Consider the following 16,946-nt stretch of genomic DNA (forward strand, 5'->3'; position numbering starts at 1 on the left):
GGGTAACCATCCATGTTTTCCGCCTTTTTCATCAGGCGGCCCATCTTCGCCAGCGTGATCTCCATCGTGATCACACTGGCCGGCTTGGCCGCCCTCAAGGCATTGCCCATTGAGCAGTACCCGGAAATCGTGCCGCCGATGATCTCGGTGAGCGCGAGCTACCCGGGCGCCTCCGCCGAGGTGATCGCCAACACCGTCGCTTCGCCGCTGGAACAGGCGATCAACGGCGTGGACGACATGCTCTACGTGCAGTCCACCAGTTCCTCCAGCGGCAAGCTGTCGTTGAGCGTGACCTTCAAGATCGGCACCGACGCCGACCAGGCCACCATCAACGTCAACAACCGCGTGCAGTCGGTACTGTCGCAACTGCCGGAAGAAGTGCGCCGGCAGGGCGTCAACGTGACCAAGAAATCCTCGGCCTTCCTGCAGGTGATTTCGCTGTTCTCTCCGGACAAGACCTACGACACCCTGTTCATCAGCAACTATGCGCTGTTGAACGTGGTGGACGAGCTGAAGCGGGTTCCGGGCGTGGGCGACGTGATCAACTTCGCCGGCCAGGACTACTCGATGCGCGTCTGGCTGAAACCCGATCGCCTGGCCCAGCTCAAGCTGACGCCCAGCGACGTGGCCGCCGCCATCCGCGAGCAGAACGCGCAGTTCGCCGCCGGCAAGGTGGGCGCAGAGCCGGTCAAGGGCAAGCAAGACTTCACCTACACCGTGACCACCCAGGGCCGCCTATCCGAGCCGGAAGAGTTCGAGAACATCATCCTGCGCTCCAACTCGGACGGTTCCGCCGTGCGGCTGAAGGACGTGGCGCGCGTGGAATTGGGCGCCTTGTCCTATGACTTCACCGGCACGCACAACGGCCGGCCCACCATCCCGATCGGCATCTTCCTGGCGCCGGGCGCCAACCAGTTGGCTACCGCGCAAGCCGTGGAACAGACCATGCAGAAGCTGGCTGTAAGCTTCCCCAAAGGTCTGAACTACGCCATCCCCTACGACACCACCAAGTTCGTGGAAGTGTCGATCAAGGAGGTGTACTCCACGCTGGCTGAAGCCATGGTGCTGGTATTCCTGGTGGTGTTCCTGTTCTTGCAGAACTGGCGCGCAACCTTGATTCCCTGCCTGGCTGTGCCCGTCTCCATCATCGGCACTTTCGCCGGCATGTACGCCTTCGGCTTCACCATCAATACCCTGACGCTGTTCGGCCTGGTACTGGCCATCGGCATCGTGGTGGACGACGCCATCGTGGTGCTGGAAAACGTCGAACGCCTGATGACGCAGGAAAAACTGTCGCCGCTGCAAGCCAGCTTCAAGGCGATGGATGAGGTATCCGGCGCGCTGGTGGCCATCGTATTGGTGCTGTGCTCGGTATTCATCCCGGTCGCCTTCCTCGGCGGCATCGCAGGCCAGATGTACAAACAGTTCGCCATCACCATCGCGGTGTCGGTGTCGATTTCCGGCCTGGTGGCCCTGACCCTGACCCCGGCGCTGTGCGCGCTGCTGTTGAAGGAAGGCCATCAGCATCCGGCCCGCTTCTTCGTCTGGTTCAACAACTGGTTCGACCGCCTGACCCAGGGTTATTCCCGCGGTGTGGTGTTCCTGATCAAGCGCAGCGCGGTGGGCATCCTGCTGTTCGCCGGCCTGATCGCCATCTGCGTTGGCCTGTTCCGCATGATCCCGTCCAGCCTGGCGCCGGACGAGGATCAGGGCTACATCATCGCCGCCGCCTTCCTCCCGGATGGCGCGTCGATGCAGCGCACCTCTGCCACCATGACCAAGCTGGACGCAATGACCAGCAAAAACCCGGCGGTCAAGGACGTGATGAGCTTCGCCGGCTTCGACATCCTCACCGGCGGCAACAAGACCAACGCCGGCGTGTCCTTCATCACCCTGAAACCGTGGGATGAGCGCAAAGCGCCCAACCTGTCGTCGCAGGCGGTGGTGGGCGACACCTTCGCCAAAGGCATGATGGGCATTACCGACGGTATCGTACTGGCCTTCAACCCGCCGCCGATCTCCGGCATGTCCAACACCGGCGGTTTCGAGGCCTATGTTCAAAGCCGCGGCGGCGCCAGTTCCGTGGAACTGGGCGAGGTCACCAAGAAACTGGTGGCAGCGGCCGCCAAACGTCCGGAACTGAAAGGGGTGCAAACCACCTTCTCCGCCAGCGTGCCGCAGATCTACGTCAAGCTGGACCGGGCCAAGGCCAAGTCTCTGGGCGTGCCGGTCAACACCGTGTTCGACACCATGCAGAGCACCTTTGGCGCGCTGTACGTCAACGACTTCAACAAATTCGGCCGCACCTTCCGCGTGCAGTTGCAATCGGAGGCGGATTTCCGCACCCGGGTTGAAGACCTGCGCAACATCTATGTGCGTTCGCAGGACGGCAATATGATCCCGCTGACGGCGCTGGTCACCATCAAGCAAACTACCGGTCCGGAAAGCTTGGAGCGCTTCAACATCTTCCCGGCGGCCAAGCTGGTGGGCGGCCCCGCGCCCGGCTTCAGCTCCGGCGAGGCGCTGAACGTGCTGGAAGCCGTGGCCAAGGAAACCCTGCCGGACGGCTACACCCTGGCGTGGACCGGCTCCGCCTTCCAGGAAAAATCCACCAGCGGCTCGTCCGCCGTGGTGTTCGGCTTCGGCATGATCATGGTGTTCCTGATCCTGGCGGCGCAGTATGAGCGCTGGAGCCTGCCCATCAGCGTGCTGATGGCGGTGCCCTTCGCCATGTTCGGCGCGCTGATGGCCAACTGGCTGCGCGGTCTCGCCAACGACGTCTACTTCCAAGTGGCGCTGGTGACGCTCATCGGCCTATCGGCCAAGAACGCGATCCTGATCGTGGAGTTCGCGGTGCAGCAAATGGAAGAAGAGGGCCTGAGCGTGGTAGACGCCGCCATCGCCGCCGCCAAGCTGCGTTTCCGTCCAATCGTGATGACTTCGCTGGCCTTCGTGCTGGGTTGTATGCCGCTGGCCATCTCCAGCGGCGCCGGCTCCGCCAGCCGCCACTCGATCGGCACCGGCGTGGTGGGCGGCATGTTGGCGGCCACCTTCATTGCCACCTTCTTCATCCCGATGTTCTTCATGCTCATCATGAAGTTCAGCAAACCGAAACAGCCTCAGCCCGCGGCCGAGGCAGGAGACAAGGCCGATGCTTAAACGCGCCCTGATTCCCTCATTGGTGGCGCTGGCGCTGACCGCTTGCGCGGTCGGCCCCGACTACAGCCGCCCCAAACTGGAGCTGCCGGACAGCGCCCAGGCCCAGAGTCCGGCCATCGCCATGGACTGGTGGAAACAGTTCAACGATCCGGTACTGGACCAGCTGATCGCAGAGGCCTTGGAGCATAACCAGGACCTGGCCGCCGCAGCCGCCCGCGTCGACGAAGCCGCGGCCCAGGCCGGCATCGCCCGCGCCCAGTTGCTGCCGGCGTTGAACGCCAACGCCGGCTATCAGCGCGGCCGCACCTCCACGGCGACAACCACGCCGGGCGCGCCGCTGGTCAGCGACGTGCGCAACGCCAACCTCACCGCGTCCTGGGAACTGGACCTGTGGGGCAAGCTGCGCCGCGGCAACGAGGCGGCGCGCGCGGACTTCGCCGCCAGCCGCTTCGCCCGCGACAGTTCGAAGCTAGCGATCGCCGCGCAAACCGCGCAGACCTATTTCCAGCTTCGCGCCTACGACGCCCAGCTGGACATTGCCAAGCGTACGCTGCAAAGCCGCGAGGAATCGCTGAAGCTGCAAACCAAGCGTTTCAAGGGCGGTTTGATCTCCGAGCTGGACCAGCAGCAGGCCGAGGCCGAAGCGGCTTCCGCCCGCGCCAAGGTGCCGCAGATCGCCAGCGCGCTGGCGCAGACCGAAAGCGCGCTGGGCGTGCTGCTCGGCTACTCGCCCAAGCAGCTGGTGGCCGGCGGCATCCAGCGCGGCCAAAGCCTGGACGCGCTGTCCGCGCCGCCGGAAGTGCCGGCGGGCCTGTCCTCCAGCTTGCTGGAGCGTCGGCCGGACATCGCCGCCAGCGAGCAGCAGCTCATCGCCGCCAACGCCCGCATCGGCGTGGCGCGCGCGGCTTACTTCCCCAGCATCAGCCTGAGCGGGGCGCTGGGTTCGCAAAGCCTGTCGCTGGACACGCTGTTCACCGGCCCGACGCGGACCTGGAGCTTCGTCGGCAACCTGGCGGCGCCGGTGTTCAACTTCGGCCAGACCGGCTACGCGGTGGACGCGGCCAATGCGCGGCAGAAGCAGGCGCTGGCGCAGTACCAAAAGACGGTGCAGAGCGCGTTCAAGGACGCGCTGGACGCCTTGTCCGGCTACAGCGCGGCGCGGGACATCCAGGCGGCGCAGACCACGCAGTTCCAGGCCTTGAACAAATCGCTGCGTCTGGCGAACCTGCGTTACGACAACGGCTACGCCAGCTATCTGGACGTGCTGGACGCGCAACGCAACAGCTTCCAGGCGGAACTGGGCCTGGTCAGCGCCAAGCTGGACCAACTCAACGCGGTGGTGGGCCTGTACAAGGCACTGGGCGGCGGCTGGGAAACACCGGACAAGTCTTGATCCGCGGCAGCAAACGACAAACCCCGCCTTGGCGGGGTTTTTTATTGGTTAACGACGGGTGGAATCAGGCCGGGAGGGCGGGCCACGACACATGGTCAAGGTCTGCCACCGACTCAGGCATATCCCGCAGTTGTTTGCGATAGGCCTGCCAGGCCGAGCGTTGCTCGGCGCTGTACGGCGCGTCCGGCAACTGGGTTTTGTCGGACGCCGCCAGCAGGCGGTCGCGCTCTGCGCGCAATAGCACCAGCTTAGCTTCGCGAATCAAACGACCCGCAGTAGTCGTGTCGATACCCAGTTCGGTCAGTTGGTCGGCGGGAACATTAATCATGCCGTTAGGCAGTTTGGCAATCATCAGCATCGGAGTCTCCTGGAGTTAAGCGGTCGGCACATCGACAAAGGCGTTCAGGGTCTGCGGCGGCGCGACGCGGTTGGTCAGTGCAATCGGGCTGGCCAACCAGAAGGTGTTGACATGCTCATAACGCCCCAATTCCCTCTCCTCCCCTTTCCCATCATGAAAACCGAAATCCAGCGGCAGATTGGAAATCACGCGATAATTCAAACCACCACCACGTAGATATGCACCACTGAGCACCATATTGCACCCAGCAAAAGTGCCATCGGCAATGCCGTTATACGGAGGCTTATTCACATCTATCCGATATTGCTTGCAATACATCGCATGGGAAACATGCGATACCGTCGGATTATACGTTTCGCTGAAGCGCTTGACTTCGAGGAACTTGGCATCCCCGCCCCAAGCTACATCGCTTCCTTCCATTTCCAGCAATAATCCAGCCTGATGCACGGTGCTCACGTTCAGTGGCCGCTCATTCTCCGCACCGTTCCACGCATAATTTCGGACAATGGACACTTGATGCGTACCATCCTCCCCTGCGGAGCGCAAGCGCCACCATACCGGGTAGAAGAAATCCTTGCTGCCGCCGATGGTGAAATCGATGACGATGCGGCGTTCCGGGGTGTTTTCCTTGCGCCAGTCCTCCATTTGCTGAATCTTGACGTCGACGCGTCGGTCGATATCGGCAATCTTTCCGTTTACTGTGCCGGTCAGCGCGTTCGACGCTTTTACCAGTTCCGCGATATTGCTTTCCAAGCTCATCATGCTCTCCAATGGTTCATCACAGAGTGGATTGAATTAAATTCAACCATGTGTTCGTTCACCGCCCTTCCGGCGTGAACGGCTTCAGCGCTGACATGGAGATATTGTGTCAGTTATGGAAAGCAAGGGCTTTTAAACCGCTTTAGCAAAAAAATCGAAAACCGCGCTCCATGATGTGGAAGCGCGGTTCATTCTGACTTAGCCAAGCCATTTACTTAGCTCGGCATGCCGTGCCAGGCACGCCTGGCTTAATATCATGGCTTGATTTTTTCCAACTCGGCGCGAGTACCAGATGCCTGATTGCTCCATGCTTGGCAGGCATTGATGAATGCACTCATCTGTTTTTTTTCTTCATCATCGCCATCACGCAGCAAATTCAACTGTTTGAAGATCGGATAATACTTCTCAATATGAGCCGCACACTGTACTCTGGCACACTCCGACCTGGCAGCATCCGATAGTTCGATCTCTATTGGCCCATCTTGGAATGAAGCCGCAAATGCTTCGACATTGGTTTGCGTGTAGCTGTCTGCATGCAGCTCCATTCCTGATTTCATTTCCGTTGCGATCAACATGGCTTGCTCCTTAGTTCGTTAAGTCTGTCAGATCACTTAAACCCAAGCTATAAAACCCAGCATCACCCAAATTGACAAAAATATTCCGCAGTTCAATCACTAGGCGAGAATTTATAGGTTTATTTAAAAAATATGCCGAAAACAGCACTGTGGTTTGCATACCTTTCGTGGTCAACCGCACTGGCGTCCAGTCTTTTTGAGTCAAATCAAGCTCCGTTCTGCCCGACTCCCAACCACAATATGCCTCCGCCCCACCGGCCAACGATACCACCCGATATTCGAAGCCTCTGGTCGCTTTGATAGGCTGTGCATTGCTCGGCATTGCCCCCCTCTCACCAGGCCAAAGACTGAAATAGGGGCGTGCTGCCTCGGGCTTGGGCTCACACACAATTCGTAATACCCGACCTGGCACCTGCCACCACACGCTTTTACTTTCCTCGATAACGGATAACTGGACCGTACACTCCGAGTTCCATATAGAAAACCCTTTAGGGGTTCCATCTTCATTCAGTTTATCCAAGCGGGCGTTATTAAGCAGATTGAATGCGGGATAGCCACCTTGGGCGCTGATACGCCATGTCTCCAATTCGTTTATTTTCTTAGTCACACTCTGGTCGATTTCACCGATCTTTCCATGAACGGCATCGGTCAAACCATTGGCAGACTTCACCAACTCGGCGATATTGCTCTCCAAACTCATAACACTCTCCTTAAGGTCTTACCGCGATACATGGCCTTGACGGCCATTCAAAGCAAGGCGTCCCCAGGCCTCAGCCTGGAAACGGAAACACATAGAAATGGGGAAGTGCCGGAAGCGGCGCGGGAAATACAGGAGTGACTGCGGGGACGGCCATGTCGGCCAGGGGAAATGGGGCTGCGACGCAGCCCCTGCGCTCAAGCGCCCAGACGTTGTTTGACGAACAAATGCTGCATGCTGACGATGGCCGCGGCATTGGCGGTGGCCAGCTCCAGGCCGGAGCGTTTATCGGCGGCATGCTCCTGTTCCAGCGCTTGGCTGCGGTTTTGCAAGGTGGCTACTTGCGGCTCCAGCGCCTGCAAACGCCCTTCCTGCGCGCGGATGCGCTCATCTCGCCCCAAGCCGCGGTTGGCTTCGCCGATCTGGGCCGCCGCCAGTTCCGCCAGTTCGCTGGCCAGGCTCAGATTGAGGCCGGCGCCGCTGGACTGGATGGTGACGCTGTCCGGCGGCAACGCGTTCAAGGCCAGGTCATAGGCCAGCAGCAGTTGCACATCGGCGGCCTTGTAGGCCAGCGCCGCCTTCGGGTCGGACCAGACCGCCAGCAAGGTGCCGTCCGCCAGGATGAAACCGATCTCGCGCACCCAGAACGCCTTGACGTCGTCGGCGATGGCGGTCAAGTGGATCTGGGTATTGCCCAGCTGTTCACCACCGGCGATGGGGTAGCGCGCCTGTTCGCTGCGCAAGGCGGTCTGGCCCTGCGTCGGCGCGTAAGCACCGTCGCCCAAGGCGATGTGGGTGATCTGCGCGGACACGCCGTCATTGCTGGCGCGCCAGATTGCGGCCAGGCCGGCCGCGGTGATAAGAGGTGCTAAGGGGGTGCTCACAACGATGCCTCCATGGTGACGTGAACCACGCTATAAATTTGCGCGGCGGATGAAAGAGCCAGCGGCTGCAACGGCGCCAGCCGCATCGGCGCGGCCTCGGCGCTACGGCGGATCAACGCACGCGCCTGAGCGGCCGATGCCAAGCCCAAGCGGCCGTTGAAACGCGCGCCCAATTTGAAGCGGTAGGTGCTCCGCGCCGGCTTGGCCAGTTCCACCATGCGCCGCAAGCGGCGATAGAGATCGGGGTTGAGCAAGGCCTGGCCGGGCAGCAAATTGTCGTTCGCCCAAGCGGTCAGCTCGAAGGTGTAGGGCGCGGCCGGCGGCTGACGCTGCCACCACTCCTCCAGTTCCACCGTCACGCCGAGGATGCGGAACACTTCGCGCAATGCCCAGGGCGTGCCCTTGTGGCGATGCAGTTCTATGCTCTGCTTGATCAGATCTCGGCGTTGCTGTTCGCTCTGGGTCAGCAGCCAACCTTCGTCGCCGTCGATATGGAATTGCTCGGCGAGCAGAGGCAGCAGCTCCGGCTTGGCCGCGTCCACTAGATAAACCAACAGGCCGCCTGGATCGATATCGCCCAGCCGTTCGCTCAGCCGGGCCAGTGGACCAAAACGCGCGTCGCGCGCCAGCAGATTAGGGGTCACGTCAGCCATCCTGGCCTCCCGTCATTTCCAGTTGGATGTCGGTACAGTGCGACCAGCCCTGTGGCGGCACCACTTGGGCGGCGGCCGGCTCCAGCAGGGTCACCTGGTAAACGCCGGGCACCGATAGGGTAGCGATCAGCTGCGACGGCACGATGTCGCGGCCCAGCCGCTCCGCCTGCGCCTGCACGAAGGCGCCGACAGCCGCCTGCGCCTGCTGCTGCACGGTTTTAGGATCGACATCGCGATACGGCGTCAGCCGCGCGCGTACCCGGTAGCCGTAATCCTCCGGCGCCAGCACCTCCACCAAATCCGTCAGCGGCCGCACCCGGTCTGCGCTGCACGCGGCGGCCACCACGCTGAGCATGCTGTCAGGCGGCATGCCGGTCTTGGTCAGCGGGTACAAGCGCACCACGCCGGGCGGCACTTGGTTGGCGCTTTTCAGTTCGCCGTTCTGCTGTTGCAGGCTGGCGCTGATCACCGCCACATCGGCGATGTCCTGATGCGCGCGCAACGCGTGGTGGCGATAGGAGGCGGCGCTGCCGGCCACGCTGAAGGACTCCGGCGCCAGTCGGATCCGCGCGCGCAGGCGCTCGTCGTCCTCCGCGTCGGCGCCGCCGGCGCTGGTGTCGATATTGACCACGCTGGCGTCCACCTCCAGTTCATCCACCAAAGTGTTGATCTGGCCCGGCACGAAGCCATTGCCCGCAGCCCCCGCCTCCGTCGCGCTGACAGGCAGGTCAATACTGGTGCTGCCGGCCGGCGCGATCTGGCTGGCCAGGGTCTGAAACTGCACGCCGCCGCCGGCCACCAGGGTCTGCGCCGGGATCACCTGCGCCAGCGCCAGCGGCTGGGCGAAAGCAATGCGCACCGTACAGCGCGCGTGCTGCGCCGCCAGCCGGCTGACGCCGACCAGCTCGCCCAGGTAGTCCAGCATCGGCGCGCGGGCGAAAGCCACCAGGTTTTGGCGGCCGGCATCGTTGAAGGCGGCTCGAACCACGCTTTCGCGATAGGCGATCAGATCGATCAGCAAACGCTCCACCTGGCCGGGGTAGAGCGTCTTGCCGCTCATTTTCTGGTAGGCGTCGATCAGCTCGGCGGTGACGAGATGCGGGTCGTCATCGATGAACTTGGGCAAGTCTGGGGTCATGGGAGAACGTCCTTGAATGGAGCGCGGCGGCCTGGCGCGGCCGTCGCGGGGCGCAGAAGAGAAAGCGGATGACGACATGATCCGCCATCATGCCGCCGGCCGGCTTTTAAAGCCGTTTGGAAAAGAACTTGAACAGACCGCCGGCGCGGCCGGCTTCGGCCTCCGGCGTAGCGGCGGCAAAGTCTCCCGCAGCCAGTTGCCGCAGTTGGGACACCGCCTCGTCGGCCGCCGTGCGCGCCGCCATCTCGTCCGAGGCCTGACGCACCGCTTCCTTGCCCTTCAGCCGAGCGTCGCGGATTGCGTACAACGCCTGTTCGCAGGCCGCCGCCTTGGCCAGAATGCTGTCCGCCGCCTGCTGGCCGTCCCAGCCCTTGGCCTCGGCCCAGGAACGCACCGCCGGCGGTGCCTCGCCCTTGTAGCCGGCGTCCTTGAACGCCTGCGCCTCGGCGGCGGCGCGCTGGTATTCGGCTAGGTTAGGCTCACTGCCCAAGGTTACGCTGCGGGTGGTATCTGCAGCGGCATCAATCTCTCGCAGCAACTGTTCTTGCAACTCCGCCAGTGAAAATTGCGGTGTCGGTTGATTGCCTTGCTGCAGCCAAAGTTCATACTCATCCCACCAGCGGTGACCTTTAGGGATATAGGCCCCATCGACAACTCGAATCACTCCATCCGACTGCTTGGTTAAACGATACATGGCATTCACTTTCACCCCCCTATCGATTAATTAAATCTCAGCATCCGCCACCCAATGACAGGCAATCCAATTAATACTTGGACTAACTGGGGGAATCACATTTACAAACCTGGTAGAACTGGACTTAACCGCTGGAATCACGCCATTTCCATTACTCGTAGTCATTCTATCAACCGCACCTAAACCGTCATAAATCACAATAGCCGGCTCAATCCGTTTCTCTACCATAAACGGGATAGTCATATTAATTTGCTTGTCACCCAAATTGCCGACATTCAAATGAAACATCTTGCTAAATATAGCCGGCGCGAAAGCGGAATCGGCCCCATAGTTTTTAGCGGGAAAGTCATTTAACGGATAGCTTTTCTCAAAATACCGCTGACACAAAGTCAACTCCTCGCCAAAGCCACGGTACTCGAACGGCGTCGCCACTGGGCTCTCCTCCAACTGCACCTGCGCAATATCGAAAATGCCGGTTTGCGCGCCGGTCATCGCATTCAGGGCCGGGTAGGCATCGCTGTACGACACCCCAAGAAAAACGGCCAGAGAGGCCTCGTTCCCCGGTTCGCGCCCCTGCAAGCTAGGAGAGGAAAAAGAGAAGACAAAGCGTTGCCAACGGGTCGTCAACTCCACCGGGCTTGCCTCCAGCGCCCTGATCTTGTCGGATGCGGCTGGCGGCCTCTTCAACCACTGTTCAACATAGGCCACCATCTTGCGCGGCTGATCCGCCTTGGCCCAGAAGCTCAGCGTCATACGCTTGCCGGTGAAACGCCGCAGGTTTTCCACCGGCTGACACACCTGGCAGTACTCGTTGGCCTTGCTGGCCGGCGGCTTGCTCAGCGTCAGACGCATGAAGTTCGTCGTCGCTCCCAAGGTTTCGGTCTCGGCGATACTGGCCGCCATCCGCGACAAGGTCGCGCCGCCAAGCGGGCCGCCGCCCAAATCCAGAAGCCAACGGTCCACCGAGCCATAACCGCCCACTGTCTGACTGGCGCCGCGCTGCCACACGTCGAAACCTCCATTGATCAGCACATTGCGTCGGTAGGCCTGAGCCGGAAAGGTTTGCAGAGGGTGGAAATCACGCGGCTTGGCATCCCGCTTCGCCAGCTCCTCTGCGATGCGCTGATCCACCGCGGAGCGCGTCGCCAATACCACGCTGGGGTCCACCAGCAGCGTCACCGCCGCGGTGTTGGACACTTCCAGAATCATCCGGACATAAAGCTGCTTGTTTGAACCGGCCGCCAGCAGCGGCTTGTAGCTCTCCGGGAATTTTCCGATGGCGATCAGATCGCCACGGCTATCGAACAGACCCACCTCGCGGATGTAAAAGCCGCCCACGGTATCCGGCAACACCGCTTCCGCCACCACCCAGTTGGGGTTGTTCGGATCCACCGCTAAGTGGTTGAGCGCGCCGCGCCAGGTTTCATGTTTGAGCGCGGTCTGGCTCTCGCTGGGCGTGTAATACCCGCCGTTGTCGCCGTCGCCAACCGCCATCTGGCTGATCTGCAGCGGCGCGCCGTTTGCTTGCGCCGCCGCCAGCTTGGCCTTGCCGCTGGCGGTGAGAAGCGTGAAAAACTCATTGGCCATCGATTGCTCCTGGGAAGGGTTCTAGGGATCTCATGCTGTGGGATAAAGCGTGACCGTCTCGACGCTGGCATACGCCAGCGCCACGTTCAAACTGGCGCGCTGTTGCAGTGATTCGGGCAGGAACGGGTAGACCGTGGCCAGCTCGCCCACTTGAGTGGCCAGCGCCAACATTGGCACAGCGCTGCGGTTGCTCAACACCAATGCCAGCCGTTCCAGCACCGAGCGGGCGTTCTTGTATTCGTTGATCATCGCCTCCAGCGCCGTCAGCGTGGCGGCGTCGATGCCGCGCGCGGCCAAGTCGATCCGGATCTTGAAGTGATAAGGTTTTCCGGCGTATTCGAACCATTCGCTGATCTGACCAGACAGCGCCAGCGTGGCCAGCACCTGCTGCAAAGACCAGCGCGTGCCCTTGCTGCGGTGCAGATGGATGGACTGCTTGATCAGCTCGCGCTGCTGGCGTTCGCCCTGGCTCAGCCGCCAGCCCTCGTCGCCGGCCACGTGGAACTGCTCGGCCAGCGCCGGCAGCCAGCCGGCGTCCACCTGGTCCACCAGATAGACCAGCAGGGAGCTCAGATCGGCGTCGCCCAAACGGGTGGTGAGCTGTGCCAGGTGGCCGAAACGCTCGTCGTTGGCCAGGATATTGGGCGCCGCCCCGCTCATAGCCGCAGCTCCGTTTCACGGATCACGCCGTCGGCCAGCCGCCACTGCACGGTGAGCCGCGCGTCGCCGTTGCCGCCTACGCTGTAGAGCACCCGCGCCACGGCGACGCGCGGCTCGCCGTACAAGGGGTGGCTAATCGCCTCCACCGCCTCGCGCACCACATGCGGCCGGGCTCGGTCCACCGGGTAGTCCAGATAACGGAACAAATCGCTGCCAAACTCCGGCCGCAGCGGATCGCTGCCCTTGGGCGTACCCAGGATGATGCGCAAGGCCTGATGGATGTCGTCGAGGTTCTCGACGATGTCAGCGGGGGATGCCTGATCGCGGGCCTGCAAGGCCGGCTGCCAGTGCAAGGAGGAGATGTCGGATATGCGGGTCATGGGCCTATGATGCCGCAAGGCCCGCCGCGGGGCTTTTAAAGCCGGTTAGGGAAACAGTTGAATTACAAGGAGAATTTCGCGTACAACGCCGCATGCGGCGCAAGCCTTGCCACCATGCCTTGACCCTCCGCACCCGGTCGGCAACAATCCCCCCGTTGCCGCCCACATGCGGCACACGGGATTGGCGTCCCGTTATCTACTTACCAATTCTGCTTGCGCGGCATGCCGCGCGGGCTGCTTTACCATGGCCGCGCCATTTGGCCGGCGCATGGTGGGTTATTAAGCCTGCACTATCAACGATTTGATTTATTTAGACGCCAATCCTGTTCCCTCTATATTTGGGATCAGGTGCTTCATCTTGTGTCATTACAGGAGAAACACCATGCAACATTCTCACAAATTCCCCCGTCGTCGCCGCTACAAACTGCACTCGCTGGAGCAGCAGGAAGCCTTGCTCCCCTTTGTTCGTTTGTGCCCCGGCCGCACCTATCGGCATTACTGGCAAATGCCCGCGCCCCGTAAGGATTACCCCGCCGACAGCGCGTATGGCCGCGAATGCGCGGCCCACCTGCTGCAATGGATGAAGGACAATCGGGAATATGTCGGCAAGGGCCTGCTCAGCCGCGTGGCGCGCGACATCGACTTTGACGATCGCGATGGTCGCGGTCAGTGGATGGGCTTTTTCAACTATCTGGAAATCATGATGCTGCTGGGCGCGGATCGGGTCCGGGTCTATCGCCATGTGGATAGCCAACATCAGCTCTATCTGGCGCTGGGACAACGGCTCAAGCTGGAAGCGCGCTTCCGCCGCATCCGCCTGCGCAATCGCTGACCTCGGCTGGGGATATCGCTATGCTCCACCCGCCCAACACCTACGGTTTGTCGGGCGGGTGGCGTCGCCAGCCACGAGGCATTGAAACCCAGGCCTCCGCCCATTCAAGCGCCGCAAGCCAGACGCACTTGCTCCAGCACAGCATCCGCCAGCGCCCAGTCGCTGTGGCGGTTCGGCCGCGCCGCGGCTTCGTAAGCCCTCATTTCCCGTTCAATATAATCGTGCAGACCCGGCGTGGCCGGGCCGTATTCGGGCGCGCCGCCGGCGGACTTCAAGGCCAACAGGCCGGCCAATTCGTCACGCAGCCGGATATCGTCTAAAGTCTGGTCGGCCAGTTCTCCCAACAGCAGCGGCGGCATGCTGCGCCGGCGCAGCAGCCATTGCGCCGCCAGCAAGGGCCGCAGCACATACAAGTATTTTTTCAGCCGTAGTTGCTGTTCGCGCTTGCGGCCGCGGTAGTTCTTGCGCGCCGCCGACAGATAATGCCAGTAGGCGGCATCGCCGGCGAAGTGCTCCTGACCTAGGTTTCGCAACAGCCGGCAAGCCGCCGGATGCTGGCGGTAAACCTGCGGCGAGGCCAGCCACTCCAGCAGCGCGGCGTTGCCGCCCAGAGTCAACCGCAACGCCTTGCGCAGCTCCCAGCCGCTGATGTCCAAACCGTCGGCCAGCGGCAGTTCGATCACATCGCGCTGGCCGCCGGCCTCGTACCACTCCGCCGCTTGCAGGTAGACGAAGCGCACATCGTAATCGCTGTCCGGCGCGGCGTAGCCCCAGCAGCGGCTGCCGCCTTCGGCCGCGTAAAGGATGCGCACGCCGTGCTGCGCCTCCACTTGTTCCAGCCGCGCCAGCGCTAGCCGCCTCGCTGCCTCCGCCGGTCGCTCCGCGCGGGCGTGTGCTTCCGTCGACACTCTTCAACTCCCCCTGTATCGTCGCGGCGCGCCCGGATACGGCCCGCCGATTGCAAAATTTCCCTTTACCCCGTTTAAGCTATTTAATACAAAGGCGGCATGCCGTTGGAAACCGACGTCGCCGGCAGGCCCACACCATAATAACCGGGCCGGGAACCGGCGTCCGCTCGCAACGGCTTTTGGGGGAGAACACATATGAAGCGATGGGGACAACCATGATCACCACCATCAAGGGCAAGATTCTGGCCAGTTCCGGCCTGCTGATCCTGATCGGTTTTTGCGTGCTGGCCGGCGTCAATATCTACGCGAGTTATCAGAGCGCGGAGAAGGCGGTGCTGGACAACGCCAAGCTGCTGGCCGAAAGCGAGGCCGGCCAGGTGCAGCGCTTGCTGGGCAAGACTTACGATTCGGCCCAGGTCGTGGCCGAGTCCGCAGTGGCGGTCAAACACAATCTGCCGCCCAACGCCCGCCAGCTACTATCCGACATCGTTAAGGGCCAATTGCCCAATAACCCGGACGCGGTCGGCTATTGGGCGATCTGGGAGCCCAACGCGCTGGACGGCCGCGACGCGGAGCTGGCCGGCAAGGAGCACAACGACAAGACCGGCCGCAGCGGCGTGTACTGGTATCGCAAGAGCGGCAAGATCGACGTGGTGTGGGGCGGCGAGGGGGTGGACGACAGCGCCTATTACACCGAGCCGCGCAAGACCGGCAAGCCGATGTTGACCGAGCCTTACGTGGATCCCGACATCAAGATCCTGATGGGCACCATTTCCTTTCCCCTTCTGGTCAACGGCAAGGTGCTGGGCGTGGCCGGTTGCGATATCGCGCTTGGCCATTTGCAGGAGCTGGCCGCCAAGGTCAAGCCTTACCAGAGCGGTTTCATGAGCTTGTATTCCAACAGCGGCGTTCAACTGGCCGGCCGCGATCCGGCGTTGAACGGCAAGGCGGACGCCGGCCTGCCGGCCACGGCCAAGACGGCGATCAAAAGCGGTCAGCCGGCGGAGTACGACAGCGACGATGGCTTCCGCCACTTCATCATGCCCATTACCGTGGGCGAGGCCGGCATGCCGTGGGCGGTGCGCATTTCCATTCCGCTGAGCGAAGCGTTCGCCCCAGTACGCGCCGCCAGCTGGCAGTCGGCCTTGATCAGCCTGGGCATTCTGGCGCTAATCCTGCTGCTGTTGGGCGCCACGCTCAATCAGTTGCTGCGCCCGCTGGGCCGGCTGCAGTCGGCGATGAGCGAACTGGCCTCCGGCAGCGGCGATCTGACCCGCGCGCTGCCCATCGCCAGCCGCGACGAGATCGGCCTGGCCGCCGGGGCCTTCAATACCTTCACCGGCTCGCTGCGCGCGATGATGCTGGACGTGCGCCGCCACGCCGGCGATGTGTTGGGTTCGGTGCGTCAGCTGTCCGGCGATGTGGATCAGATTCGCGGCAGCTCCGCGCGACAGTCCGAGGCGGCCAACGCCACCGCCGCCAGCGTGGAGCAGTTGTCGGTCAGCGTTAGCCACATCGCGGAATCGGCTCGCGTGGCGGAACAGCGCGCGCGCGAGGCGGACACGCTTTCCAGCGAGGCTTCGGCCAATGTCGACGCCACGGTGCGCGAGATCGGCCGCATTTCGCAGACGGTTCGCGAACTGGCCGAGGTGCTGGGCGGCATGCAGCAACGCTCGGACCAGATCAGCGGCATCGTGTCGGTGATCCGCGACATCGCCGACCAAACCAATCTCTTGGCCTTGAACGCGGCGATTGAGGCCGCGCGCGCCGGCGAGATGGGCCGTGGCTTCGCCGTGGTGGCCGATGAAGTGCGCAAGCTGGCCGAACGCACCTCCCAGGCCACGCTGGAAATCTCCGGCGTGATCCAGACCATGCAGCAGGACACCGCCAAGGCCTCCGACAGCATGGACGGCGCGCTGCGCCAAGTGGACCAGGGGGTAAAACTGGCCGAGGAGTCGGCGCAGTCGATCCAGCAGATCAGCGGCCACGCCCAACAAGTGGTGGAATCCGTGGGCGACATCGCCGCCTCCACCTCCGAACAATCCAGCGCCAGCCAGGAAATCGCCCGCCACATCGAAAACATTCACGGCATGTTGCTGCAAACCGACGAATCCATCAGTCAGGCGCAGCAGGCCACCACCTTGCTCGCGCGCTTGGGCGAGGAGCTGGATTCGCTGATCGGAAAATTCAAGCTATAGACGCGGCTTGGTCGGATTTTTTGATCGACTCTTGCGGTTTTTTGCGCTTTTTTCGCGCCGAGCCTATCCGT

16 protein-coding genes are annotated in these 16,946 nt (G+C 62.2%); 4 read left to right on the top strand and 12 right to left on the bottom strand.

The window, feature by feature from the left end; genetic code table 11:
• The first annotated feature begins 12 nt into the window (after positions 1 to 12).
• Both GYH29_RS22630 and GYH29_RS22635 read left to right on the top strand, forming a co-directional pair.
• Positions 13 to 3,159: an efflux RND transporter permease subunit gene (locus tag GYH29_RS22630; protein WP_043589423.1), complete on the top strand. Its 3,147-nt coding sequence runs from the start codon at positions 13 to 15 to the stop codon at positions 3,157 to 3,159.
• Positions 3,152 to 4,552 carry an efflux transporter outer membrane subunit gene (locus tag GYH29_RS22635; protein ID WP_161524425.1) on the top strand — a complete coding sequence of 467 codons (1,401 nt, stop codon included), beginning with the start codon at positions 3,152 to 3,154 and terminating at the stop codon, positions 4,550 to 4,552. Before GYH29_RS22630 ends, GYH29_RS22635 begins: the two co-directional genes overlap by 8 nt.
• Before the next feature lie 64 nt (positions 4,553 to 4,616).
• On the opposite strand, the gene GYH29_RS22640 is transcribed toward GYH29_RS22635, so the two are convergent.
• From GYH29_RS22640 to GYH29_RS22690, 11 genes are all read right to left on the bottom strand, one after another.
• A complete protein-coding gene (locus GYH29_RS22640; RefSeq protein WP_161524426.1) occupies positions 4,617 to 4,910 on the bottom strand; it encodes a tail fiber assembly protein in 294 nt (97 codons plus the stop codon).
• A 15-nt stretch (positions 4,911 to 4,925) separates the two neighbouring features.
• Entirely contained in the window at positions 4,926 to 5,669 is a 744-nt protein-coding gene (locus GYH29_RS22645; protein WP_043589418.1) for a hypothetical protein, read from the bottom strand.
• Positions 5,670 to 5,923: 254 nt separating this feature from the next.
• Positions 5,924 to 6,244, bottom strand: a complete 321-nt coding sequence (locus GYH29_RS22650; protein ID WP_196783823.1) for a hypothetical protein — start codon at positions 6,242 to 6,244, stop codon at positions 5,924 to 5,926.
• 10 nt (positions 6,245 to 6,254) lie between these two features.
• Positions 6,255 to 6,944: a hypothetical protein gene (locus GYH29_RS22655; RefSeq protein ID WP_161524427.1), complete on the bottom strand. Its 690-nt coding sequence runs from the start codon at positions 6,942 to 6,944 to the stop codon at positions 6,255 to 6,257.
• A gap of 194 nt (positions 6,945 to 7,138) precedes the next feature.
• The gene (locus GYH29_RS22660; protein ID WP_161524428.1) at positions 7,139 to 7,825 is read right to left on the bottom strand and encodes a phage tail-collar fiber domain-containing protein; all 687 of its coding nucleotides are present in this window, start codon (positions 7,823 to 7,825) and stop codon (positions 7,139 to 7,141) included.
• Entirely contained in the window at positions 7,822 to 8,478 is a 657-nt protein-coding gene (locus GYH29_RS22665) for a phage tail protein I (RefSeq protein WP_052051867.1), read from the bottom strand. Before GYH29_RS22665 ends, GYH29_RS22660 begins: the two co-directional genes overlap by 4 nt.
• Positions 8,471 to 9,616 (bottom strand): baseplate assembly protein, encoded by a 1,146-nt coding sequence (locus tag GYH29_RS22670; RefSeq protein WP_161524429.1) that lies wholly within the window; start codon positions 9,614 to 9,616, stop codon positions 8,471 to 8,473. The genes GYH29_RS22665 and GYH29_RS22670 overlap by 8 nt, the downstream gene beginning before the upstream one ends.
• A 106-nt stretch (positions 9,617 to 9,722) precedes the next feature.
• The gene (locus tag GYH29_RS22675; RefSeq protein WP_161524430.1) at positions 9,723 to 10,310 is read right to left on the bottom strand and encodes a phage tail protein; all 588 of its coding nucleotides are present in this window, start codon (positions 10,308 to 10,310) and stop codon (positions 9,723 to 9,725) included.
• A gap of 30 nt (positions 10,311 to 10,340) precedes the next feature.
• Positions 10,341 to 11,897: a phage tail protein gene (locus GYH29_RS22680; protein WP_052370664.1), complete on the bottom strand. Its 1,557-nt coding sequence runs from the start codon at positions 11,895 to 11,897 to the stop codon at positions 10,341 to 10,343.
• A 30-nt stretch (positions 11,898 to 11,927) separates the two neighbouring features.
• Positions 11,928 to 12,557, bottom strand: coding sequence for a phage tail protein I (locus GYH29_RS22685; protein WP_161524431.1), 630 nt, complete (start codon positions 12,555 to 12,557; stop codon positions 11,928 to 11,930).
• Positions 12,554 to 12,937: a GPW/gp25 family protein gene (locus GYH29_RS22690; RefSeq protein ID WP_043589406.1), complete on the bottom strand. Its 384-nt coding sequence runs from the start codon at positions 12,935 to 12,937 to the stop codon at positions 12,554 to 12,556. Before GYH29_RS22690 ends, GYH29_RS22685 begins: the two co-directional genes overlap by 4 nt.
• A gap of 382 nt (positions 12,938 to 13,319) precedes the next feature.
• Between GYH29_RS22690 and GYH29_RS22695 the strand changes: the two genes are divergently transcribed.
• On the top strand, positions 13,320 to 13,769 hold the full coding sequence (locus tag GYH29_RS22695) for a hypothetical protein (RefSeq protein WP_118268450.1): 450 nt from the start codon (positions 13,320 to 13,322) through the stop codon (positions 13,767 to 13,769).
• A gap of 104 nt (positions 13,770 to 13,873) precedes the next feature.
• Here the strand turns inward: GYH29_RS22695 and GYH29_RS22700 are convergent, their stop codons facing one another.
• Entirely contained in the window at positions 13,874 to 14,677 is an 804-nt protein-coding gene (locus GYH29_RS22700; RefSeq protein WP_081950238.1) for a nucleotidyltransferase domain-containing protein, read from the bottom strand.
• A gap of 215 nt (positions 14,678 to 14,892) precedes the next feature.
• On the opposite strand from GYH29_RS22700, the gene GYH29_RS22705 reads away from it, so the two are divergent.
• A complete protein-coding gene (locus GYH29_RS22705) occupies positions 14,893 to 16,875 on the top strand; it encodes a methyl-accepting chemotaxis protein (RefSeq protein ID WP_019102774.1) in 1,983 nt (660 codons plus the stop codon).
• Positions 16,876 to 16,946 lie beyond the last annotated feature (71 nt).

This window comes from Chromobacterium haemolyticum, from assembly GCF_009936155.1.
Classification (GTDB): Bacteria; Pseudomonadota; Gammaproteobacteria; order Burkholderiales; family Chromobacteriaceae; genus Chromobacterium; species Chromobacterium haemolyticum.

Excerpts from the sequence above, each read along its gene's own strand:
- GYH29_RS22680 (WP_052370664.1), bottom strand. The coding sequence starts at position 11,897 with ATGGCCAATGAGTTTTTCACGCTTCTCACCGCCAGCGGCAAGGCCAAG.
- GYH29_RS22650 (WP_196783823.1), bottom strand. The coding sequence starts at position 6,244 with ATGTTGATCGCAACGGAAATGAAATCAGGAATGGAGCTGCATGCAGAC.
- GYH29_RS22630 (WP_043589423.1), top strand. The coding sequence starts at position 13 with ATGTTTTCCGCCTTTTTCATCAGGCGGCCCATCTTCGCCAGCGTGATC.
- GYH29_RS22670 (WP_161524429.1), bottom strand. The coding sequence starts at position 9,616 with ATGACCCCAGACTTGCCCAAGTTCATCGATGACGACCCGCATCTCGTC.
- GYH29_RS22705 (WP_019102774.1), top strand. The coding sequence starts at position 14,893 with ATGATCACCACCATCAAGGGCAAGATTCTGGCCAGTTCCGGCCTGCTG.
- GYH29_RS22640 (WP_161524426.1), bottom strand. The coding sequence starts at position 4,910 with ATGCTGATGATTGCCAAACTGCCTAACGGCATGATTAATGTTCCCGCC.
- GYH29_RS22665 (WP_052051867.1), bottom strand. The coding sequence starts at position 8,478 with ATGGCTGACGTGACCCCTAATCTGCTGGCGCGCGACGCGCGTTTTGGT.
- GYH29_RS22695 (WP_118268450.1), top strand. The coding sequence starts at position 13,320 with ATGCAACATTCTCACAAATTCCCCCGTCGTCGCCGCTACAAACTGCAC.
- GYH29_RS22645 (WP_043589418.1), bottom strand. The coding sequence starts at position 5,669 with ATGAGCTTGGAAAGCAATATCGCGGAACTGGTAAAAGCGTCGAACGCG.
- GYH29_RS22655 (WP_161524427.1), bottom strand. The coding sequence starts at position 6,944 with ATGAGTTTGGAGAGCAATATCGCCGAGTTGGTGAAGTCTGCCAATGGT.
- GYH29_RS22635 (WP_161524425.1), top strand. The coding sequence starts at position 3,152 with ATGCTTAAACGCGCCCTGATTCCCTCATTGGTGGCGCTGGCGCTGACC.
- GYH29_RS22690 (WP_043589406.1), bottom strand. The coding sequence starts at position 12,937 with ATGACCCGCATATCCGACATCTCCTCCTTGCACTGGCAGCCGGCCTTG.
- GYH29_RS22685 (WP_161524431.1), bottom strand. The coding sequence starts at position 12,557 with ATGAGCGGGGCGGCGCCCAATATCCTGGCCAACGACGAGCGTTTCGGC.
- GYH29_RS22675 (WP_161524430.1), bottom strand. The coding sequence starts at position 10,310 with ATGTATCGTTTAACCAAGCAGTCGGATGGAGTGATTCGAGTTGTCGAT.